The sequence below is a fragment of the Aggregatibacter sp. oral taxon 513 genome, assembly GCF_018128305.1.
Classification (GTDB): Bacteria; Pseudomonadota; Gammaproteobacteria; order Enterobacterales; family Pasteurellaceae; genus Aggregatibacter; species Aggregatibacter segnis_A.
In genome coordinates this window covers 1,501,703-1,523,808 of record NZ_CP072381.1, presented here as the reverse complement: position 1 = coordinate 1,523,808, position 22,106 = coordinate 1,501,703, and the positions used below count along the sequence as shown (strand labels likewise).

21 protein-coding genes and 1 tRNA gene are annotated in these 22,106 nt (G+C 43.4%); 9 read left to right on the top strand and 13 right to left on the bottom strand.

Annotated elements, in window-relative coordinates; translation table 11 throughout:
- Window positions 1–31 precede the first annotated feature (31 nt).
- The 6 genes from serA to J5A60_RS07285 form a co-directional block, all read right to left on the bottom strand.
- The gene (gene serA / locus J5A60_RS07310) at window positions 32–1,264 is read right to left on the bottom strand and encodes a phosphoglycerate dehydrogenase (protein ID WP_212509937.1); all 1,233 of its coding nucleotides are present in this window, start codon (window positions 1,262–1,264) and stop codon (window positions 32–34) included.
- An 18-nt stretch (window positions 1,265–1,282) separates the two neighbouring features.
- Entirely contained in the window at window positions 1,283–1,939 is a 657-nt protein-coding gene (gene rpiA, locus J5A60_RS07305; RefSeq protein WP_212509936.1) for a ribose-5-phosphate isomerase RpiA, read from the bottom strand.
- A 95-nt stretch (window positions 1,940–2,034) separates the two neighbouring features.
- Window positions 2,035–3,204, bottom strand: coding sequence for a radical SAM family heme chaperone HemW (hemW, locus tag J5A60_RS07300; RefSeq protein WP_212509935.1), 1,170 nt, complete (start codon window positions 3,202–3,204; stop codon window positions 2,035–2,037).
- The gene (locus J5A60_RS07295; RefSeq protein WP_212509934.1) at window positions 3,204–3,527 is read right to left on the bottom strand and encodes a YbjQ family protein; all 324 of its coding nucleotides are present in this window, start codon (window positions 3,525–3,527) and stop codon (window positions 3,204–3,206) included. Before J5A60_RS07295 ends, hemW begins: the two co-directional genes overlap by 1 nt.
- A gap of 42 nt (window positions 3,528–3,569) precedes the next feature.
- Window positions 3,570–4,169 carry an RdgB/HAM1 family non-canonical purine NTP pyrophosphatase gene (gene rdgB / locus J5A60_RS07290; protein WP_212509933.1) on the bottom strand — a complete coding sequence of 200 codons (600 nt, stop codon included), beginning with the start codon at window positions 4,167–4,169 and terminating at the stop codon, window positions 3,570–3,572.
- A 122-nt stretch (window positions 4,170–4,291) separates the two neighbouring features.
- Window positions 4,292–4,621 (bottom strand): helix-hairpin-helix domain-containing protein, encoded by a 330-nt coding sequence (locus J5A60_RS07285; RefSeq protein WP_212509932.1) that lies wholly within the window; start codon window positions 4,619–4,621, stop codon window positions 4,292–4,294.
- A gap of 392 nt (window positions 4,622–5,013) precedes the next feature.
- Here J5A60_RS07285 and glpE point away from each other — a divergent pair, with 392 nt between their 5' ends.
- Window positions 5,014–5,340 (top strand): thiosulfate sulfurtransferase GlpE, encoded by a 327-nt coding sequence (gene glpE / locus J5A60_RS07280; RefSeq protein WP_212509931.1) that lies wholly within the window; start codon window positions 5,014–5,016, stop codon window positions 5,338–5,340.
- On the opposite strand, the gene J5A60_RS07275 is transcribed toward glpE, so the two are convergent.
- Window positions 5,337–5,651, bottom strand: coding sequence for a DUF5389 domain-containing protein (locus J5A60_RS07275; RefSeq protein ID WP_109128229.1), 315 nt, complete (start codon window positions 5,649–5,651; stop codon window positions 5,337–5,339). The two genes, glpE and J5A60_RS07275, sit on opposite strands and share 4 nt — an antisense overlap.
- A 41-nt stretch (window positions 5,652–5,692) precedes the next feature.
- On the opposite strand from J5A60_RS07275, the gene J5A60_RS07270 reads away from it, so the two are divergent.
- The 3 genes from J5A60_RS07270 to J5A60_RS07260 all read left to right on the top strand — a co-directional run bounded on the left by J5A60_RS07270 (window position 5,693) and on the right by J5A60_RS07260 (window position 10,410).
- A complete protein-coding gene (locus J5A60_RS07270; RefSeq protein ID WP_212509930.1) occupies window positions 5,693–6,568 on the top strand; it encodes a rhomboid family intramembrane serine protease in 876 nt (291 codons plus the stop codon).
- Window positions 6,569–6,632: 64 nt separating this feature from the next.
- Window positions 6,633–7,388 carry a DeoR/GlpR family transcriptional regulator gene (locus J5A60_RS07265; protein ID WP_109431940.1) on the top strand — a complete coding sequence of 252 codons (756 nt, stop codon included), beginning with the start codon at window positions 6,633–6,635 and terminating at the stop codon, window positions 7,386–7,388.
- 247 nt (window positions 7,389–7,635) lie between these two features.
- Window positions 7,636–10,410 (top strand): TonB-dependent receptor domain-containing protein, encoded by a 2,775-nt coding sequence (locus J5A60_RS07260; RefSeq protein ID WP_212509929.1) that lies wholly within the window; start codon window positions 7,636–7,638, stop codon window positions 10,408–10,410.
- 13 nt (window positions 10,411–10,423) lie between these two features.
- Here the strand turns inward: J5A60_RS07260 and J5A60_RS07255 are convergent.
- The 4 genes from J5A60_RS07255 to rpsU form a co-directional block, all read right to left on the bottom strand.
- Window positions 10,424–10,500 (bottom strand) — tRNA-Ile (locus J5A60_RS07255).
- Between the two features lie 126 nt (window positions 10,501–10,626).
- Window positions 10,627–12,492: an RNA polymerase sigma factor RpoD gene (rpoD, locus tag J5A60_RS07250; RefSeq protein ID WP_109859617.1), complete on the bottom strand. Its 1,866-nt coding sequence runs from the start codon at window positions 12,490–12,492 to the stop codon at window positions 10,627–10,629.
- 75 nt (window positions 12,493–12,567) lie between these two features.
- Window positions 12,568–14,328, bottom strand: a complete 1,761-nt coding sequence (gene dnaG, locus J5A60_RS07245) for a DNA primase (protein ID WP_109859618.1) — start codon at window positions 14,326–14,328, stop codon at window positions 12,568–12,570.
- Between the two features lie 121 nt (window positions 14,329–14,449).
- A complete protein-coding gene (gene rpsU / locus J5A60_RS07240; RefSeq protein ID WP_005701713.1) occupies window positions 14,450–14,665 on the bottom strand; it encodes a 30S ribosomal protein S21 in 216 nt (71 codons plus the stop codon).
- A 224-nt stretch (window positions 14,666–14,889) separates the two neighbouring features.
- On the opposite strand from rpsU, the gene tsaD reads away from it, so the two are divergent.
- From tsaD to J5A60_RS07225, 3 genes are all read left to right on the top strand, one after another.
- On the top strand, window positions 14,890–15,918 hold the full coding sequence (gene tsaD, locus J5A60_RS07235) for a tRNA (adenosine(37)-N6)-threonylcarbamoyltransferase complex transferase subunit TsaD (RefSeq protein ID WP_212509928.1): 1,029 nt from the start codon (window positions 14,890–14,892) through the stop codon (window positions 15,916–15,918).
- A 70-nt stretch (window positions 15,919–15,988) separates the two neighbouring features.
- On the top strand, window positions 15,989–16,222 hold the full coding sequence (locus J5A60_RS07230) for a hypothetical protein (protein ID WP_111305210.1): 234 nt from the start codon (window positions 15,989–15,991) through the stop codon (window positions 16,220–16,222).
- Window positions 16,222–16,800 (top strand): thymidine kinase, encoded by a 579-nt coding sequence (locus J5A60_RS07225; RefSeq protein WP_212509927.1) that lies wholly within the window; start codon window positions 16,222–16,224, stop codon window positions 16,798–16,800. The genes J5A60_RS07230 and J5A60_RS07225 overlap by 1 nt, the downstream gene beginning before the upstream one ends.
- Window positions 16,801–16,904: 104 nt before the next feature.
- Here J5A60_RS07225 and ligA read toward each other — a convergent pair whose 3' ends face one another.
- Both ligA and zipA read right to left on the bottom strand, forming a co-directional pair.
- A complete protein-coding gene (gene ligA / locus J5A60_RS07220) occupies window positions 16,905–18,920 on the bottom strand; it encodes an NAD-dependent DNA ligase LigA (RefSeq protein ID WP_212509926.1) in 2,016 nt (671 codons plus the stop codon).
- A gap of 103 nt (window positions 18,921–19,023) precedes the next feature.
- Window positions 19,024–20,049 carry a cell division protein ZipA gene (gene zipA, locus J5A60_RS07215; RefSeq protein WP_212509925.1) on the bottom strand — a complete coding sequence of 342 codons (1,026 nt, stop codon included), beginning with the start codon at window positions 20,047–20,049 and terminating at the stop codon, window positions 19,024–19,026.
- A 140-nt stretch (window positions 20,050–20,189) separates the two neighbouring features.
- On the opposite strand from zipA, the gene cysZ reads away from it, so the two are divergent.
- Window positions 20,190–21,014: a sulfate transporter CysZ gene (gene cysZ / locus J5A60_RS07210; RefSeq protein ID WP_212509924.1), complete on the top strand. Its 825-nt coding sequence runs from the start codon at window positions 20,190–20,192 to the stop codon at window positions 21,012–21,014.
- 98 nt (window positions 21,015–21,112) lie between these two features.
- Window positions 21,113–22,060 (top strand): cysteine synthase A, encoded by a 948-nt coding sequence (gene cysK / locus J5A60_RS07205; RefSeq protein ID WP_048749326.1) that lies wholly within the window; start codon window positions 21,113–21,115, stop codon window positions 22,058–22,060.
- Window positions 22,061–22,106 lie beyond the last annotated feature (46 nt).

Here is a 22,106-nt window from a genome sequence, read left to right as displayed (position 1 = left end):
CAAAATCCACCGCATTTTTTTTATTTTATTTTTAGAACAACACGCGTGTGCGAATTGTGCCCTCAATATGACGCAATTTATCGATCAATGGTGCGGAATCGTCGGTTTCCACATCAATGACAACATAGCCGATTTTCGGATCGGTCTGTAAATATTGCGCAGCGATATTAACATTGGCCTCAACGAAAATTTGGTTGATTTTGGTCAAGATACCCGGACTGTTTTCGTGAATGTGCAACAAGCGTTTGGAGCCTTCGTGTTCCGGTAGAGACACTTCCGGGAAGTTAACGGAAGATAAGGTTGAGCCGTTGTCGGAATATTTCACAAATTTTCCGGCGACTTCAAATCCAATATTTTCTTGTGCTTCAGCGGTAGAACCACCGATGTGCGGCGTTAAGATCACATTATCGAATTTGCGTAATGGGGAAATAAATTCTTCGTTAATGGATGCCGGCTCTTCCGGGAATACGTCGATTGCCGCACCGCGTATTTTGCCTTCTTCTAATGCTTTGGCTAACGCGTCAATGTCCACAACGGTTCCGCGTGCCGCGTTAATCAGAATGGCGTCTTGTTTTAATTGGGCAATACGTTCTGCGCTGATTAAGTTGCGGGTAGATGGCAATTCAGGTACGTGCAGGGAAATGACATCGCAAGAACCGAGCAATTCTTCCAAGCTACGAACTTGTTTGGCGTTGCCTAGAGGAAGTTTGTTTTCAATGTCGTAGAAATGGACATCCATCCCCATGGATTCGGCAATAATACTCAGTTGTGAACCGATATGGCCGTAACCCACGATCCCTAATTTTTTGCCACGTACTTCGTGTGAACCCACCGCCGATTTATTCCATAAACCACGGTGCACATCGGCATTGGCTTGCGGAATGTTGCGCATTAATAATAGGATTTCACCTAACACTAATTCTGCCACAGAACGCGTATTAGAGAACGGCGCATTAAAGACCGGAATACCGCGTACTTTCGCCGCATTTAAATCCACTTGATTGGTACCGATACAGAAACAGCCGATGGCGATCAATTTCGGTGCGGCTGCAATCATTTCTTCGGTTAAATGGGTGCGCGAACGTAAGCCGATAAAGTGGGCATCTTTGATGGCTTCTTTTAATTCATCACCGTCTAACGCTTTTTTGTAGTAATCAATGTTGGTGTAGCCTGCGGCGTGCAAGGTGTCTAGAGTGCTTTGGTGAACTCCTTCCAACAACACAAATTTGATTTTATTTTTATCTAATGAAACTTTTGATGTCATATTTGTCTCCGATTATTTTTAAATGATTTTTGCACCTTCCGGTGTGCCGACAATCACGGTGTTTGCCGGGCGTAAAGCGAATACGCCGTTAGTAACGACGCCTGCAATGTTATTTAATTCTTTTTCCATTTCCACCGGATTCATAATAGCAAAATTATGTACGTCTAAAATGATGTTGCCGTTATCGGTGACGACGCCTTCGCGGTATTCCGGTGCGCCGCCAAGTGTGACTAATTTACGTGCCACTTGTGAACGTGCCATTGGGATAACTTCAATCGGTAACGGGAAAGTTGAGCCTAACACATCCACTTGTTTGCTGCTATCCACGATGCAGATGAAATTTTTTGCAAGTGCAGCCACAATTTTTTCACGGGTTAATGCCGCGCCGCCGCCTTTGATCATCATTTTTTGTGGGTTGATTTCATCCGCGCCATCCACATAAATATCTAAACTGGAAACGTCATTTGTACTAAAAACTTCAATACCTTGCTGGCGGAGGCGTTCTTCTGAATTTTTCGATGCTGCCACCGCGCCTTTAATTTGATCTTTTAGCGTTCCCAAGGCTTCGATAAAGCAATTCACGGTCGAACCGCTCCCCACGCCTACGATCATATCCGGCTTCACAAATTGCAAAGCCGCTTGCGCGGCGATTTTTTTCATTTCAAGTTGATTCATTTTTTCTCCTTACATCACAAAATTACGCGGTTAAATCGCGTAAACGATTGCGTTTACTTTAATCAGTTTCCTTGGCATAAACAAGTAGAGATACGTTATTCCGGCAAAAAGGCTTCTAATAGCTCGTTTAAAAACAGTTTTCCATGCTCGGTGACTTGCCAAGTGCGGTCGGTTTCCGTGATGAATTTTTGATCCAGCGCCCAAGCCATCGTCTTATCTACCGCACTTAATGACAAGCCGGTGAATTGTTCAAATTCACCTTTCGGCACGGCTTCCAACAAGCGAAAACGATTCATAAAGAATTCAAAAGGGCGATCTTCAGCGCTGACGTCCCGTTCTTCGTACAAATATTCGCCGCGCATGTAGCCTTTTGGGTGTTTGGTTTTGCTGTAACGCAAAATTTTCCCGTTTGGAAAACTGAGTTTGCCGTGTGCACCGCAACCAATGGCAAGATAATCGCCGAAGCGCCAATAATTTAAATTGTGTTGGCACTGAAAGCCCGGTTTGGCGTAGGCTGAAGTTTCGTATTGTTGATAGCCTGCAGCCGTTAATAACTGATGACCTTGCTCAAAAATATCCCACAATTCATCGTCATCAGGCAGTTTCGGTGGACGGTAGGCAAACATCGTATTCGGCTCGATGGTGAGCTGATACCAAGACAAATGCGGCGGTGCCAGTTCAATGGCTTGATGTAAATCATCTAAGGCTTCGTTTAATGTTTGGTTGGGTAAACCGTGCATTAAATCCAAATTAAAACTACGCAGAGAAGAAACACGGGCAAAACCTACCGCACTTTTCGCCTCGGCAGCATTATGAATACGCCCGAGTTTTTGCAATTTTTCATCAGAAAAACTTTGAATGCCCATGGAAATACGATTGACGCCGGCTTGTACATAACCTAAAAAACGTTCGGCTTCAGCCGTACCAGGATTGGCTTCGAGGGTAATTTCAATGTTGGGTTCAAAAGGAATGCGTTGCTCGATTTGATGTAATAAATAGGCGATGTTTTCTGCGCTAAACAGGCTCGGTGTGCCGCCACCGATAAAAATAGAATGTAATGGGCGCTGTTGCACGCTTTCCTGATAACGTGATAAATCCGCCGTTAAATCGGTAAGTAAATGGCGCACATACGCCTGTTCGGGAATAGTGCCTTTTTGCGCATGCGAGTTGAAATCGCAATACGGGCATTTTTGCACACACCAGGGAATATGAATGTATAAACTCAGCGGTGGTAACCGCAACGGATTTAACGGCGGTGTTATCATTAGTGAACGACCACCGCAGTACCGCTTGCCACAATCATAAACATGCTTTTGGCATCGGAGGTGATGGTGGTGTAATTAACTTCTACGCCCACAACGGCATTAGCGCCTAATGCTTGAGCATTTTTTTGCATTTCATCTAACGCTTCTTTGCGCGATTTGGTAATGCGTGATTCATACATGCCTGAGCGTCCACCGATAATGTCGGTAATGCCGGCAAAAAAGTCGCGGATAAAATTCGAACCGGCAACCACTTCGCCGAACACCAGTTGTTTATATTCGACAATTTGTTTGCCTTCGATGTGAGGCGTAGTGGTAATAATCATCTTTTACTTTCCTTAAAATTCATTGTGAAAACTGACCGCACTTTAGGCGCCCAATTTGGCTTTAAGTACGGCTAATGCACGGGCACGGTGGGAAATTTTCTTTTTCTCGGCAGTTTCCAGTTCGGCAAAGGTGCAACCTGTCTCCGGGCTGAAAAAGAGTGAGTCATAACCAAAGCCATTGTCGCCTTTTTCTTCAAAAGTAATGACACCGTGACATGCGCCTTGCGCAATAATCGGGGACGGATCGGTTGGATGTTGTAATAACACGATGGTGCTAACAAATTGCGCACTGCGGTGCTCGGTTGGCACATTCGCCAATTCCGCTAACAATTTTTCACGATTTTTCGCATCAGCCTGTTCACCATCTACGCCGGCATAACGTGCGGAATATAAGCCCGGCGCGCCGTTTAACGCTTCAACCACTAAGCCGGAATCGTCAGCAATCGCCGGTAAACCGGATTTTTCCGCTGCATAGCGGGCTTTTAAAATGGCGTTTTCTACAAAGGTTAGGCCGGTTTCTTCCGGGCTGTCGATGCCTAAGTCGGTTTGGGCGATAACCTCAAAACCGAAATCTGCTAACACATCTGCCATTTCTCTGACTTTACCCTGATTGCCGGTGGCTAAAACAATTTTTTGTTTCATGCTTGCTCTCTTACTTGTTTTGTGAAGTGCATTTTGAAAAATGCCTCGTATTATAACGCACCCAATAAAAAAGACGAGGCGCATTGCCTCGTCTTACATAAAAACAAAGTAGAGGAGAGAGATTACAGTGCGATGCGATCGCGATTTTTTTCGAGCGTAGCTTTGCCGATGCCTTGCACTTCTAATAATTGCTCGATAGCACTAAACGCGCCGTGTTTTTCACGGTATTGCACAACGGCTTCCGCTTTTTTCGCCCCGATACCCACAAGCGCTTTTTGAATTTCAGCGGCGGAGGCGGTGTTGATGTTGACTTTCTGGCTAACGGTGGTCGTTGCGGCAGTTTGCTCTGTTTGTGCTGCAGGTTCTGCCGCCTTTTCTGTTGCCATGGCAGTGCCGGTAAACACCGTTCCTAACACGAACAGAGAAGCCAAAAGATGTTTCATTACTTTCATAGTGATTCCTTTTCAGACTAAAGTTAAATACACGTTGAATTAATCAACGGGCGTACTTTGCCGAAAATCGAAAAAATGCACGAGAAAACGACCGCACTTTTGGGAGCTTGATCGCAAAACAAAAAAAAGTGCGGTAGAAATAGGGGCGGTTTTGTCAGAGGTGATGATTTTGAATGCTGTTTTATTTGTTAAAAAAACGTTGAGTTTTTGGCTGAAAAAGGTTAATTTTGCCCACCTTTTATACTGATATTTGGAAGAAAATCGTTTATTCGTAAGTCAATCGTTACTATTTTTACTTTATGTTGAAAGGTAGTGCTTAAACATCGTTGTTGATATATACGGCTAAATACCTTACGACATAAGCTTCAATACGTATTAATGAATAAAATGTTATGACAGATTTTATTGAAATCACGCCACAACAAGCGTGGGAAATGTTACAAAAGGATGAAAATGCTGTGTTGGCGGATGTGCGGGATTCGGCGTGCTTCAGTTATTCTCATGCTCAAGGTGCGGTGAATTTAACAGAACACACTTGGCCGGATTTTGAAGCGGAATATGACTACGATCAGCCGATTCTGGTGAGTTGCTATCATGGCGTGAGCAGTCGCAGTGTTGCCACGTTTTTACTGCAACGTGGCTATGAAAAGGTTTACAGTGTGCAAGGCGGATTCGCCGCTTGGGTGGGCGCTAACTTACCGCTGGAAACGGCATATTAATTAAATCCAACGGCGATGATATAACCTAAAACGCCGTAAAATATGACCGCACTTAAGGCTAAACCTCGACGTGCAAAAGCTGGTTTACGTTGATGTAGTCGATAAAAAATCCGCGCTAGGATGACTAATGCCAATGGATAACACCAGAGAAAAATCGACATGACGCGGACTTGAATGTCGCTGAGGTGCGGATTGTTCAATAAATGCGGTGAAACCAATTGTGCCAAAGGCCAAAGTAAAATTGGCAAACAAAAGAGAGCAATTGCCCAACTGAACGGGCTAAATCCTTGAGGCAAATTTGAATTTCTCATTTTTTCTCCATCGGTTAAATTTTGGAAAAGGAATATAGCAAATGCAGCATTTGTTTGGTAGTGAAATCCCTGACTTAGTGCGTGATTTTCAGGCGCATATTCGTACGAAATATCACGCGGAAGTGCTTGTTGAAGAAAACCGAAATGCGCAGGGCAAGATCGTCTATGATGTTTTTCTATCGGAAAACACACCGCACTTTTTTGCGATTGAACAGGAAACCGACGTTTTTTTAATGGAATGGCTGGGCCGAAAAAATGCGCAAGCGTGGCAAAACGGCACCAGTCCACTCAATGTTTTTCATGAAGTGCCTTCCGCTAACTCTCAGGCAAATAGTCGCTTTTCTTTTTTATCTTATTTCCAACAGCAAAAAATAACCGTCTTTCTGACCGCACTTTGTGCCTTGATTTACCTTTTGATGTTTTTAGGTTTTGCCGAACCTATTTTATTACTCTCCCATTTCCCGGCTGAACTGGGGCAAGAAGACGAGATTTGGCGTTATCTCAGCCATACGTTAGTGCATTTATCCAATATGCATATTCTGTTTAATCTCACCTGGTGGTGGATTTTTGGTGGAGCGATTGAACGGCAGTTAGGGAGCATTAAATTACTTCAGATTTATCTACTTGCCGGGGTGGTCAGTGGCGTGGCGCAAAATATCGCAAGCGGACCGGCATTTTTCGGTTTGTCTGGCGTGGTGTACGCCGTATTGGGCTATGTGTTTGTATTGGACAAACTGAATAAACAGACCGATTTTGAAGTGCCGGATGGCTTTTTTTATATGTTAGTGGTGGGGATTTTGCTCGGTTTTGCCGGCCCGTTAGTGGATATCAATATTGGGAACACAGCGCATATTTCCGGTTTATTGGTGGGAATGTTAGTGGCGTTTTTGGATCGAAATATTCGCGTAAAGTCGTGATCTTCGAGTAAAAATAAGATAAATTAACAGCCCGAAGTGTTATTTTAACAACTAAGGAATACACATGAGACAATCTCTTCGTCATCAAAAAATTGTCGAATTGGTTAAACAAAAAGGATATTTAAGTACAGATGAGTTGGTGGCGTTATTTGATGTGAGCCCCCAAACAATTCGACGTGATTTAAATGAACTGGCAGAAGCGAACGTGATTCGCCGTCATCATGGTGGCGCGGCCTCACCTTCTACCGCAGAAAATAGCGATTATCACGATCGCAAACACTTTTTCTCTCAAGAAAAAAATCGCATTGCGAATCAAGTGGTGCAACTTATTCCTAACGGCGCTTCACTCTTTATTGATATCGGTACGACCTCTGAAGCGGTTGCCTTTGCCTTATTAGCCCATCAAAAACTGCGTATTGTGACCAATAACCTCAACGCGGCACATATTCTCATGCAAAATGACTCTTTTGATATCACCATCGCCAGTGGGTCTTTGCGTCAAGACGGCGGCATTATCGGTGAGTCAACGGTGGAGTTTTTATCACAGTTCCGTTTGGATTTCGGGATCTTAGGTATCAGCGCCATTGATTTGGACGGTACGTTGTTGGATTACGATTATCATGAAGTACAAGTAAAACGGGCGATCATTGAAAATTCCCGTAATACCTTGTTGGTAACAGACCATTCTAAGTTTAGTCGACGCGCGATGGTCAAACTGGGCTCCATTACAGATGTAGAGTATGTGTTCACCGATTCGGATGTCCCGCCAAGCATTGATGAGTTATTAAAAAATAAGAACGTCAATCTTGTTGTTTGCTAGCGTTTAACTCGCTTTCCTTTCATTTTCAGTAAAAAGTGCGGTGGATTTTCACCGCACTTTTTTTATTTCTCTTTCCTCTCCTTTTATTTTTTATTTGCTTATATCTTATTTTTCAACTTAAAATAAGTCCATCATCAAAAATGGATAAATATACGTAGTCATAAATTTTTATGTATGTCATTGCTTGTTTATTTGTGATGTTGTTTTTTATTGGATAAAAACTTTTATTAGGATCTTGAGGAGAAAAATGCGTAACGCCATCAAATTTAATGTAATAACACTTTGTGTGTTTAATGTGATCAACATTGCCTATGCTGAAGAGCAATTAGATCAAATTGACGTGGTTGAAAGAATCATTGCTAATGAGAAAAAACCGTTTACTGAAGCGAAAGCGAAAAGCACGCGAGAACATGTTTTTAAAGAAACACAAAACATTGATAACGTTGTTCGTAGTATGCCGGGCGCATTTACCCAACAAGATAAAGGCTCCGGCGTCTTGTCGTTAAATATTCGTGGAGAAACTGGTTTTGGGCGGGCAAATACTATGGTGGATGGTGTTACACAAACATTTTATTCCACTTCAATGGATTCCGGGCAAGCTGGTGGTAATTCTCAATTTGGCGCATCCTTAGATCCGAATTTTATTGCCGGCATTGATTTAACGAAGGGAAACTTTAGTGGTACAAACGGTGTGAATTCTTTGTATGGCTCGGCAAATTTCAGAACATTGGGCGTCAATGATGTGATTGTAGGGGATAAGAATATTGGTTTTATTATCAAAGGGATGACCGGCACCAATGCAACAAAATCCAACTATATGGCGATGGCAGCTACCCGAAAATGGTTGGATAACGGCGGTTATATGGGCATGTTATATGGATATAGTCGCCGAGAAGTCTCGCAAGATTATAAAATCGGCGGAGGTGGTCAGAAAATCGCGGATGTAGGCGATGATTTTTTACAACAACAAAAAAAGAAAGAATTTACCGAAGCCGGGTTTGTGTTTGATCACGCTAAAGGCCGTTGGATGCCGGATATGAATAAAAATATGTGGGCTTGTAATGCCCCCACACCATCTCAACCGGAGGCCTATCCTTGCAGTTATTATCGTAATGCGGAGCGAAGACGAATTTTACAGGATCCGGAACACTCTCCTGAATTACAAAAACAAATTGATGAAACTAACGCGGCTTTTGAGCGCAATAACGACCAATATCGTTTGGCGCCATTGGATCCAAGCAGTATTCGTCAAAGCGCTCATAGTCATTTAGTCAAGTTTGAATATGCTGACGATCGCCATACGTTAAATCTACAATTACGTGCTTTGGATAATGCTATTGGTACTCGCAAAATTGAAAACCGTAATTATCAACTTAACTATAACTTCAATGATAATGGCTATGTTGATATGAATGTGTTGTTAGCGCATAACGTGGGCAAATCCAAATATCCGCAAGGTTCACGGTTTACCGGCTGGGAAGTATTGAAATATTTAGAAACGAAAAATACAGCTAATATTTTTGACATCAGTAACAGTTACAGATTTACCTTGCCAAAAGACGTTGATTTAAAAACTATCTTAGGTTTTAACTTCTTCAAAAATGAATATAGCAAAAATCGATTCCCTGAAGAGCTTAGCTTATTTTATGACGGTTCTTCGCAGCAGGGTGGTTTATACGATTTCCTTGGACGTTATAAAGGTTCAAAAGGGCTTTTGCCACAAAAATCGAGTATCTTGCAGCCTTCCGGTGAACAAAAGTTTCAGACCTTTTATTTAGATACGTCACTGACTCGTGATATCTATCAGCTGGATTACAGTGTGAATTTGATTAAGTATAAATTTAATGGCGAATACGCGGGTTACTATAATTCTCCGGAAGATTTTGAAAAAGCTTTTGGCAAGGATTCTCAAATTTATAAAAAATATTGTGATCCTAACGGCGGTTGTCAAATTTATGAACCCTTAGAAAGAAGAGCCGGCCACAAAACAGCAATAAACCATTCTGCGATTTTCAGTGCGCGTCTTCATGACTACTTTATGCCTTTCGTGGGCTATGCCAGAACGAACCGTATGCCAAATATTCAGGAAATGTATTTTTCTCAAGTCTCCGATGCGGGTGTTAATACTCATTTAAAACCGGAGCGTGCTTCGACTTATCAATTGGGTTTTAATACCTTTAAGGAAGGTGTTTGGAGAAATGATGATGTGCTAGGAATAAAAGTCGTCGGGTATCGTAGTGACATTAAAAATTATATTCATAATGTTTGGGGCGAATGGTGGCAAGGCGGTGCGCCTACTTGGGCAGAAAGTAACGGTTTTCAATTTACCATTGCACACCGTAATTATGCTAAAACGGTGAAAAAGAGCGGTGTGGAATTAGAGTTAAATTATGATATGGGTAGATTCTTTACGAATCTCTCGTACGCTTATCAAAGAACCAATCAGCCAACCAATTATAGTGATGCCAGCCCTCGTCCGAATAATGCGTCAAAAGAAGATATTTTAAAACAAGGTTACGGTTTGACTCGAATTTCTGCGTTACCAAGAGATTATGGTCGCCTTGAGCTTGGTAGCCGTTGGTTTGATCGGAAATTAACGGTCGGCGGTGCAGTTCGCTATTACGGTGAAAGTAAACGTGCTTCCATTGAGGAACGGTATATTGATGGTACCGCATTTGAGAAGAATGCCTTAAGACGTGGCCATCATGCAATTAAAGAAACGGAAACCATTGAAAAACAGCCGTTGATTTTTGATTTATATGTCAGTTATGAGCCGATTGAAAATCTGGTTTTAAAAACAGAAATTCAGAATCTGTTTGATAAGAAGTATATTGATCCGCTGGATGCCGGTAACGATGCGGCAACACAACGTTATTACAGTAGCGTAAGTAGCGCACCATCACAGCCTTGCTCACCGGGAGAATTATGCCATACGGATGACCATGGCGGAAAAACACAATCCATTTTAAATAACTATGCTAGAGGACGAACCATCGTGTTCAGCTTGAGTTATCAATTTTAGAGGAAATTTAGGGTGGTGCCCCCAACAGGACTTGAACCTGTGACCAATCGATTATGAGTCGACTGCTCTAACCGACTGAGCTATGGGGGCGGTAAGAGTTGCGGTGGGATTATAGGGAAATATCGGGTTAAAGTCTAGCCACGCCATCTTGTGTGTGTTTAATTTAAACAAAAAAGGATAAGCCTTTTGACTTATCCTTTTTTCTTGTATTAAAAATTACTCGTCCAAGAAACTGCGTAAAGTTTCGGAACGGCTCGGGTGGCGTAATTTGCGTAGTGCTTTTGCTTCGATTTGACGAATACGCTCACGGGTCACGTCAAATTGTTTGCCGACTTCTTCTAATGTGTGATCGGTGTTCATGTCGATACCGAAACGCATACGAAGCACTTTCGCTTCACGCGGCGTTAAGCCTTCCAACACTTCGTGTGTCGCGGCTTTTAAGCTTTGTGCGGTGGCAGAGTCCAGAGGAAGCTCTAAGGTAGAGTCCTCGATGAAATCACCTAAATGGGAATCATCGTCATCACCGATTGGGGTTTCCATGGAAATCGGTTCTTTGGCAATTTTCAGCACTTTACGGATTTTGTCTTCCGGCATGCCCATGCGTTCCGCTAATTCTTCCGGTGTAGCTTCGCGTCCCATCTCTTGTAACATTTGGCGAGAAATACGATTGAGTTTGTTGATGGTCTCAATCATATGCACCGGAATACGAATAGTACGTGCTTGGTCTGCGATAGAACGGGTAATTGCCTGACGAATCCACCAAGTGGCATAAGTTGAGAATTTGTAACCACGACGGTATTCAAATTTATCTACGGCTTTCATTAAACCGATGTTGCCTTCTTGAATTAAATCAAGGAATTGTAAGCCACGGTTGGTGTATTTTTTGGCAATGGAAATCACCAAACGAAGGTTTGCTTCCACCATTTCTTTTTTCGCACGGCGGGCTTTGAGTTCACCTTGTGAGATACGTTCACCAATTTCTCGAATTTGCGGAATAGTCAACTGCGTGTCTTGTTCAATTTGAACTAAATGAGCAATCGCTTGGCGCAATTCATTTTCATACTGGGCGAGTTTTTCAGACCAAGACTTCCCGGCGGAAAGGGCTTTTACCAACCATACATCGCTGGTTTCGTGGCCGATAAAGCTTTTTTGGAAATTGGATTTTGGCATTTTAGCGTTATCCACCACAAGGCGTTGAATCAGACGCTCTTGATGACGAACACGTTTCATCACATCTCTCATGGAGAGCACTAACGTATCGAATTGTTTCGGCACTAAGCGGAACTGAGTGAATATATCAGATAATGCCTGAATTTCATCTTTCGCTTTTTTGCCGGTTCGACCGTGTTTTGCAATGATTTCTAGGGTTTTTTGATGTTGTTGTCTAAGTGCGGTGAATTTTTCACGTGCTACTTCAGGATCAATGCTGTTATCGCTATCGCTGTCGTCACTGGCGCTTTCTTCGCTATCTTCTTCGTCTTCGCTTTCATCATCAATTTCAGCTGCAGCAACGTTTTCTTCGCCTTCTTCTGACTGGAATTCATCTAATTCTGCGGTTTCTGATTCGCTTAATACGTTTGGATCCACGAAACCGGTAATTAGGTCAGCTAAACGAACGCCACCACTTTCTACCAAATCATATTGTTCAATGAGATAGGTAATGGCTTCAGGGTAAGCGGCAATAGCGCTTTGAACTTCGTTGATGCCTTCTTCAATTCGTTTAGCAATATCAATTTCACCTTCACGGGTGAGCAATTCTACGCTACCCATTTCGCGCATATACATACGTACCGGGTCAGTCGTGCGACCGAGTTCTGCTTCTACGCTGGATAATACTTGGGTCGCTTCTTCAACGACATCTTCATCGGTGATATTTTCATTGAGCATTAGATCATCCGCATCCGGTGCGGTTTCCAACACTTGAATCCCCATGTCGTTGATCATCTGAATAATATCTTCAATTTGATCCGCATCGACTAATTCTTCAGGGAGGCTGTCATTCACCTCAGCATAGGTTAAATAACCTTGCTCTTTCCCTTGAGCGATGAGTAGTTTCAATTGAGATTGTGGATTTTGATCCATATTTGATATCCGCCTTGCTTACTTATTTGGAGAAGATAAAATGCTAGGGATTCTAACATTCTTACTCAGGTTTAACTATTTCTTTTCTTGTTTTTTTACCAACAAATGTGAAAGCTCTTTTTTCTCGTTGAGATCCAATCCTTCCGCACGATCTTTAGCGATGAGCCAATGGATGCGTTTATCAACCAGTTGCAGGTAAAAGTAACGTAATGTTTCGCGGAACGTGTCCTCGATCTTATCGTCTTCAATCAAGTGGTTCCACGCCAGTAGTTTTTCAAGTGTTTTTTGTTGTTTTGTATCACGCCAGTGCTCCAGTAACTGCCCTGCACTGATGCCCACTTTTTCGCGGCAAAGTGCGGTCAATTCTGCAAGTAAATCGTAGCCCGGCTCGTCCAAATTTTTGAGCGGCTCCAAATCTGGTACGAATTTCACCAGCTCTGGGTTTTGTAACAATAACGCGATTAAAATACGCATGGGGGTGGGCTTAAATTGAATCCCTTGTGTTACAGGTTCATTTTCCTGTTTTGCCTGCTTAGGCATCAAACTTTCAAGTTGTGCGGGATCTAGAATACCTAATTTCTTGGCAAGCATATTGCGTAAATCCAAACGTAACACATCGCCCGGAATTTGTTTAATCAGCGGAATTGCCAGTGCGGCAAGTTTCGCTTTGCCTTCTTTGGAGGAAAAATCCACTTTTGGAGTTAAGTGAGCGAACAAAAATTCACTTAAAGATTGTGCGTTCTCAATGTATTCCTCGAAGCCTTGCTTACCGTATTGACGAATGAAACTATCCGGGTCTTCGTCATCAGGTAAAAAGATAAATTTCAGTTGGCGACCATCTTCCATATAAGGCAACGCATTTTCCAGTGCACGCCATGCTGCATCACGCCCGGCGCGATCGCCGTCATAACAACAAATGACTTGTTCCGTGGAGCGAAAAAGTAATTGAATTTGTTCCGAGGTAGTGGAGGTGCCAAGCGAGGCCACAGCGTAATTCACCCCGAATTGGGCGAGTGCCACCACATCCATATAGCCCTCTACAACCAGTAATTTTTGTGGTGAATCATCCGCTTGTAGCGCTTCAAATAAACCGTAGAGCTCGCTGCCTTTGTGATAGGTGACGGTTTCCGGTGAGTTTAAGTATTTTGGTTTTTCATCGGTTAACACGCGTCCGCCGAAAGCCACGGTGCGCCCGCGACGATCGCGAATTGGGAACATAATTCGATTGCGGAATTTGTCGTACACATTGCCGCGATCATTGCGCGACAACATGCCTAAATCGAACAGTTTTTGTTGCTCTTCACGTGTTTTACCAAATTGACGATAAACGGTATCCATGGCGTTTGGCACATAACCGATTTGAAAACGTTCAATGATTTCCGCAGATAAACCACGCTGTTGCAGATAACTTTGTGCAGGAATATTTAACGGCAATTGTTGCTGATAAAACTTAGCAATCTCCTGCATAAGTTCGTACAGATTACGCTTGGTTTGATAGCCAACTTGCTTGCCGTTATCGTTAAAGTGCGGTCGTTTTTCGTAGGGAATTTCCAAGCCGAGAAAGCCTGCCAGTTCTTCCACCGCTTCCACAAATTCCAGCTTGTCGTATTCCATCAAAAAGGAAATAGCATTGCCATGCGCACCACAACCGAAACAATGATAAAACTGCTTTTTATCGCTGACGGTAAAAGAAGGCGTTTTTTCATGGTGAAACGGGCAACAGGCTTGATAATCACGGCCGGCTTTTTTCAGTTTTACGCGGGAATTAATTAAATCGACGATGTTAATTTTGGTTAAAATATCGTCTATAAATATGCGGGGAATGGAACCTTTCATCGAGTATTTTGCCTCTTATTGTGAACGAAATATGAGCCTAACTGATGAGATTGAGAGAAAATAAAACCGTGAGCCTTGGAAGATTCACGGTTTTTATAACTCGAGTTAAAAATACTGCTAATTAGTATAAACGTGTATTGCGAGCGTTTTCACGAGCAACGCGTTTTGCGTGACGTTTTGCGCGAGTTGCATTTTCACGTTTACGAATTGTCGTTGGTTTTTCGTAGAATTCACGAGCACGAACTTCCGCTAAGATACCAGCTTTTTCGCAAGAGCGTTTGAAACGACGTAATGCTACGTCAAAGGATTCATTTTCACGAACTTTAATTACAGGCATAAGCCAATCACCTCAATGAGTTTAATTAATTTAATTGCAATTTAAATTTTACTTGTTGCCACAAGTCGTGGCAGATTCAATAAAGGTCGCAATTTTAATCCAACTTAACAGGAAAAGTAAAGGGAAGATTCACCTTTTCCTGAAATCCGTTTTGATAAACTGGTTAAACCCTTGTAAAAAAGGTAAAATTCGCCCTAATTAAATCCCATATAAAGAGAACACAAATGCGAATTTTAGGCATTGAAACGTCTTGTGATGAAACGGGCGTTGCCATTTATGACGAAGAAAAAGGCTTGATTGCTAATCAACTTCATACGCAAATTGCGCTACATGCCGATTACGGCGGCGTGGTGCCGGAACTGGCTTCGCGTGATCATATCCGAAAATTAGCACCATTATTACAAGCTGCCTTACAAGAAGCCAATCTTACTGCGAAAGACATTGACGGCGTGGCCTATACAAGCGGCCCCGGTTTAGTCGGCGCATTGTTAGTGGGTTCTACCGTAGCACGTTCTTTAGCGTACGCATGGAATATCCCTGCCATCGGTGTACATCATATGGAAGGGCATTTACTGGCACCCATGCTGGAAGAAAATCCACCGCACTTTCCTTTTGTAGCGTTGTTGGTGTCTGGCGGGCATACTCAATTAGTGCGTGTGGATGGTGTTGGACGCTACGAATTATTAGGCGAATCTATTGATGACGCTGCAGGTGAGGCGTTTGATAAAACGGCAAAATTACTCGGATTAGATTATCCTGGCGGTGCGGCACTAGCTCGTTTAGCGCTAAATGGCACGCCAAATCGTTTTGCTTTTCCTCGCCCGATGACTGACCGCCCTGGTTTGGATTTTAGTTTTTCCGGTTTAAAAACCTTTGCCGCCAATACGCTTCATCAAGTGATGCAAGAAGAAGGGGAGTTAACCGAGCAAAGCAAAGCGGATATTGCCTATGCGTTCCAAGAGGCGGTGGTGGACACGCTCGCCATCAAATGTAAGCGTGCGTTAAAGCAAACAGGCTTGAAGCGTTTAGTGATTGCCGGTGGCGTGAGCGCCAATAAACAGTTGCGCCAAACCTTGGCGGAGCTGATGCAACAATTAGGGGGAGAAGTGTTTTACCCACAACCGCAATTTTGTACCGATAACGGCGCCATGATTGCCTATGCCGGTTTTCTACGTTTAAAACAAGGACAGCAGCAAGATCTTACCATCGAAGTGCATCCCCGCTGGGCAATGACCGAATTAACTGCTGTTTAATTCGATATCAAATCAAAGTGCGGTCAAAAATTTAAACGTTTTTTGACCGCACTTCAGTTAAGGAAACATTATGGACAACATTAAATTTAGAGCAATGCGAGCCGCCGGCATCGGCTGTTTTGTTATGTTAGCGATTATCGGTTTCTTTGTGTTTACCACACCGACAAATGAGCTGATTGATTTCTTAACAGAGATTGGCCAAATGGCAGGTGGGCGAACCACTATCGGTGTCTTTATTCTTGCCTCGTTACCGCCCTTCACCGGTTTTATCTGCTATTACTTTTGGAAATGGGTGCTCAAATAATGGCTAAGTTGTATTTTTATTATTCCACTATGAATGCAGGAAAATCGACAACTTTGCTGCAATCTTCCTATAACTACCGTGAACGCAATATGAACACGCTGGTTTATACGGCGGCGATAGATGATCGTTTCGGCGCCGGGCGCGTGACTTCGCGTATTGGGATCAGTGAACAGGCGAATACCTTCGCACGTGAGACGGATTTATTTGCAGAAATTCAACAACACGTAACGAAAGAGCCGTTGCATTGTATTTTGGTGGATGAAGCACAGTTTTTAACCAAAGAACAGGTTTATCAACTGAGCGATGTAGTGGATAAACTGAATATTCCTGTTTTATGTTATGGCTTGCGCACCGACTTTCAAGCAGAACTTTTTGAAGGGAGTCGCTATTTGTTGGCATGGGCGGATCAGTTGGAAGAACTTAAGACTATTTGTTATTGCGGACGTAAAGCCAATTTCGTATTGCGTTTAAATGAACAAGGCGAGGTCGTCAAACAAGGGGATCAAATTCAAATTGGCGGCAACGACAGCTATTTATCGGTCTGCCGATTGCATTATAAAGAACGCATGGCTGAATAGATGGTTTCAAAGTGCGGTTGTTTTTTTAGTTTTTTTTGTAGGGACAGGCTTTATGCCTGTCCTTATTTTTTGCTTTGGGATAAATGGATTTCTGTCCTTACACTTTATCCATTAACCCACGCCAAGAACTCCTCCTCACTCAATACCTGCACGCCTAATTCTGCCGCTTTGCTGAGTTTGGAACCTGCCGCTTCACCGGCGATAACATAGTCGGTTTTGGCTGAAACACTACCACTGACTTTGGCGCCGAGTTGTTGTAGCAGTGCTTTGGCGTCGTTGCGTCCCATTTGGGAAAGGGTGCCGGTGAGCACCACGGTTTTGTCTTTGAACGGATTTTCTTTCACATCCTGCACTTCAACAGTTTCCCAATGTACGCCTTGAGCGATGAGATCATTCACCACGGCAACATTGTGTTCTTCACGCCAGAACACAAAAATGCGATTCGCGACCACTTCGCCCACATCAGGCACTTGTTGTAGCTGTTCTAAATCGGCATTTTGTAAGGCTTCTAAGGTTTTGAAATGGTTTGCCAGATTTAATGCCGTGGCTTCACCCACATCACGAATACCCAACGCAAAGATAAAACGGGCGAGGGTCGTGTGTTTGGCTTTTTCTAAGCTGGCTAACGCATTTTCAGCCGATTTCGGCCCCATGCGTTCTAAGCGGGTGAGTGTGGTTAAATCCAACTTAAACAAATCTGCCGGAGTATGAACTAATTCGCGATCCACCAGTTGCTCAATCAGTTTGGCACCTACACCGTCGATGTCCATGGCTTTGCGTGAGACGAAATGTTTTAGCGCTTCTTTGCGTTGTGCCGCACAGAATAACCCGCCTGTGCAACGTGCCACCGCTTCGCCTTCAATGCGTACGATTAAGGACTCGCACACCGGACAGCGCGTTGGAAAGACAATTTGGCGCGCATTGGCCGGGCGGCGATCATGTACGACGCCAATAATTTGTGGGATCACATCGCCGGCACGGCGAATAATCACCGTGTCGCCGATAGCAATGTTGAGACGCTCGATCTCGTCGCCGTTATGTAAGGTCGCGTTACTTACCGTTACGCCGGCAACGAACACCGGTTGTAGTTTAGCCACAGGCGTGATGGCACCGGTGCGACCGACTTGGAATTCCACGTCATTTAATACTGTTAGTTCTTCTTGTGCAGGAAATTTGTAAGCGATTGCCCAACGCGGTGCTTTGGAAATAAAGCCCAGTCTTTGTTGCAATTCGATGTCATTGACTTTTAATACCGTACCGTCAATGTCATAACCCAAGGAACTACGTTTTTCCATCATAGTGCGGTAGAAATTTAAAACGTTTTCAACGCCATCACATAAACGGATTTCGCTATTTACCGGCACACCGACGGATTTCAACCATTGCAAACGTTCATAGTGTGTTGGTGGCAAATCGATGCCTTCAGCAATACCAATGCTGTACGCGTTGAGCATTAACGGACGTTGGCTAGTGATTTTGGGATCCAATTGGCGTAAGGAACCTGCTGCTGCATTACGCGGGTTAGCAAAGGTTTTTTCTCCCTGTTCCAAGGCGCGTTCATTTAGGCGCTCGAACCCCTCGTGCGGCATAAACACCTCACCGCGCACTTCCAAGCGTGCTGGCGGATTGTCCGTCAATAGCTGCAAGGGAATGTTACGAATGGTACGAATGTTTTGTGTGATGTCTTCGCCCGTTGTACCATCGCCGCGAGTTGCCGCTTGGGTCAGCACGCCATTCACATATAAAATGCTGACTGCCAATCCGTCCAATTTAGGTTCGCAACAAAAGGTCAATGGTTCTGGCACAAGTCCTAAACGATCCTGAATACGTTTCACGAACGCCAAAAATTCCTCATCAGAAAAGGCGTTATCCAACGAGAGCATCGGAAGTTCATGTTTAATTTGCGCAAATTCTGACAACGGCCGCGCGCCTACACGTTGGGTCGGCGAATCGGCGGTGATCAGTTCGGGATGTTGTTGTTCTAAGGTTTTGAGCTGATGAAAAAGGCGATCGTACTCGCTGTCGGGAATCTGCGGATCGTCTAACACATGATATTGATATTCGTGATAACGCAGAGTTTTTCTAAGGTCGTCAATTTGTTGTTGGATTGAAGTTGTCATTGTGATTCCATAAAAATAATCGAAAAAACGACCGCACTTTTTAGGTGCTCAGCGAGCCAAAAGTGCGGTCGTTTTTAAAAACGTTTTTAAGCCGCGTGATGAATTAAGCTACTTTGGCCAAATATTCCTGTTCGGCGTGGTCGTTGAAAATTTCTTGTTTATCCGTGAGGACGAAACCGCCAAGTTCATCCGCCAAACTACGGGCGGCGCGAATCATGGTTTTCAGATTGACGATGTCATTGCCCGGTGAAGGTAATTGCATGAAAATGGCAATACCAACGGTGACCAGATTGTCCATGTCATAAGGATTAAAGGTGCCGGGCTGTTGTAAATTCGCCACGCTGAATAGCACTGGACTGGCAGCAGTTAAATCCAAATGGCGATGATAAATATGCTGATCGCCAAAAATAAAACCTAGGCCATCGAGTGCTTGTGCTAAGCGTCTACCGTTAAATTCACGATTTTCTGGCGCAACTACATATAACATAATGAAGTCAGGCGTACGTTGATTTTCTGAGACCGTCTCCACCGCAGAGGTTGTTGATTGGGTAGTCGTCGTGTGTTGTTCATTTGCCTGGTTTAATGAAACGGTTGGCGTCACATATTCGTTTTCTGTTTGAAGCGAGTTTCTTTCAGATGGGGAAACTGTGCTTGGCTCGGCATAAGACGGTTCATCATAAGATTGAAATGACGTATTAGCTTGTGTCATTACGGGTTGAACAGGTTGCGTCGGTTGTTCATGAAAGGAATAGGACGCCGTTGATTCAACGTTATTCAATGTTGTGTTGGAAGTTCCATTCGGTAAGGTAATTTTAATTTCATCGACGGCACGCTCAATGGAATGAGGCTCGTTTATGCTTGGTGTGGCAGTAGCTTCAAAATCCAATGCTTGTTGTTGTGGAGGCGTTTCTTCGACAAAAGAATGCACCGGTTTGTCGGCAATCGGTGTTTCTGTTATCGGCTGTGCCGGTTGCGGCGCATTAAAACGATTGGGTTGATGATTTTGTGAAAAAGTATTGGCGTTTTTGAAATATTGGGATTTCTCGCGACGGTTTGACCAAATGCCGTGCGCAATCAATGCCAATAGGGCGATAACCCCCAAGATAATCAAAATAGTATTTAAATCCATTGCCGACTCTCCCATCATGTAAAACTCATGTATAAGTGGGCGTAAGCTTATCATATTTTTACAAAATTGATGAGAGACAACGTTTGATTTTTTTCGCCGCACTTTGTATTCTGGGCCTCTTTTCCTTGGGGGAGAACGTGATGTTGAAAGAGCAAGAAATAAAAGCCGGTTTTGAGTATTTTGTGATGGGCTGGCACTTAATTTTACAAAAGGGGTTACGCCGTTTTGTGATCCTGCCGATTTTATTAAACGTACTATTGTTAGGCGGCTTATTTTGGATGTTTGTGAGTCAAATAGGAGGTTATATTGACGGCATTATGTCCTATGTTCCTGATTGGCTTGCGTGGCTGAGCGGCATTTTATTGCTGGCTTCCATTTTGATGATTTTAATCCTGTTTTACTTTATTTTTACGACGTTGTCGGGTTTTATCGCAGCGCCGTTTAATGGCTTATTAGCAGAAAAAGTCGAAAAAATGCTGACAGGGGAAGATTTGCAGGAAATGTCTTTATGGGATTTTCTGAAAGATGTGCCTCGTATGTTAGGGCGTGAATGGCAAAAGTTGGTTTATAGTTTGCCTAAAATTATCGTCTTGTTTTTATTAGGTTTTGTTCCGTTACTCGGGCAAACTGTGGTTCCGATTGCCACTTTTGTATTTACGGCTTGGATGTTTGCAATTCAATATTGTGACTATCCTTTTGATAATCACAAGATTCCTTTTGACGTAATGAAAAATGAGTTGGCCATTAAGCGTAATGTAACCGTTACTTTCGGTGGTTTGGTTTCATTATGCACGTTTGTACCGGTCGTGAATTTAGTGATTATTCCTGTCGCGGTGTGTGGTGCAACGGCAATGTGGGTGAATGAATATCGCCGTTTATTTAAGCGCTCTTCGCAAGACAAAACCGGCACGGAGGTGAGCTTGCATCATGCTCATTCCGTTGGCGGACAAATCGTAAGTAAATAGCTTTTAGTTATTATTTATAAAAAATAGCTATTTTTTTATTGCGAGCTCTCGTGTTAAAACTAGTGCCATAAAATATTCCTTATGCTTTGGAGAACAGTATGACTATTTATAACGACAATTCTTATTCTATCGGTAATACACCGTTGGTGCGTTTAAAACATTTTGGCAACGGCAATATCGTGGTGAAAATTGAAGGGCGTAACCCAAGTTTTAGCGTGAAATGCCGTATCGGCGCGAACATGGTTTGGCAGGCCGAAAAAGACGGTTCTTTGACGAAAGATAAAGAAATCGTGGATGCGACCAGCGGGAACACCGGTATTGCTTTGGCCTATGTAGCAGCGGCACGCGGTTATAAAATTACGCTTACCATGCCGGAAACTATGAGCAATGAGCGTAAGCGTTTATTGCGCGGTTTGGGCGTGAATTTAGTGCTTACCGAAGGTGCTAAAGGCATGAAAGGCGCGATTGCCAAAGCAGAAGAAATTGTGGCATCTGATCCGAGTCGTTATGTGATGTTAAAACAGTTTGAAAATCCGGCAAACCCGGAAATTCACCGTAAAACCACCGGTCCAGAAATCTGGAAAGACACTGAAGGTAAAATTGATGTATTGGTTGCAGGCGTAGGCACTGGTGGTACCATCACCGGGATTTCTCGTGCCATTAAATTAGATCATGGTAAACAAATTATCTCCGTTGCCGTAGAACCGGCTGAATCACCGGTGATTACTCAAACTCTTGCTGGTGAAGAAGTTAAACCTGGTCCACACAAGATTCAAGGTATCGGTGCAGGCTTTATTCCGAAAAACCTCGATCTTTCCTTAATTGATCGAGTGGAAACGATTGATAGTGAAACGGCGATCGTGACTGCCCGTCGTTTGATGGCAGAAGAAGGGATTCTTGCCGGTATTTCTTCCGGTGCGGCTGTCGCTGCGGCTGATCGCTTGGCGAAACTGCCTGAATTTAAAGATAAACTGATTGTGGTGATTTTACCGTCTGCGGCAGAGCGTTATTTAAGTACCGCACTTTTTGACGGCATTGAAGTGTAATAAAGGAAAGCAAAATAATGTTTGGTAAAAAGCCTGTCATTTGACA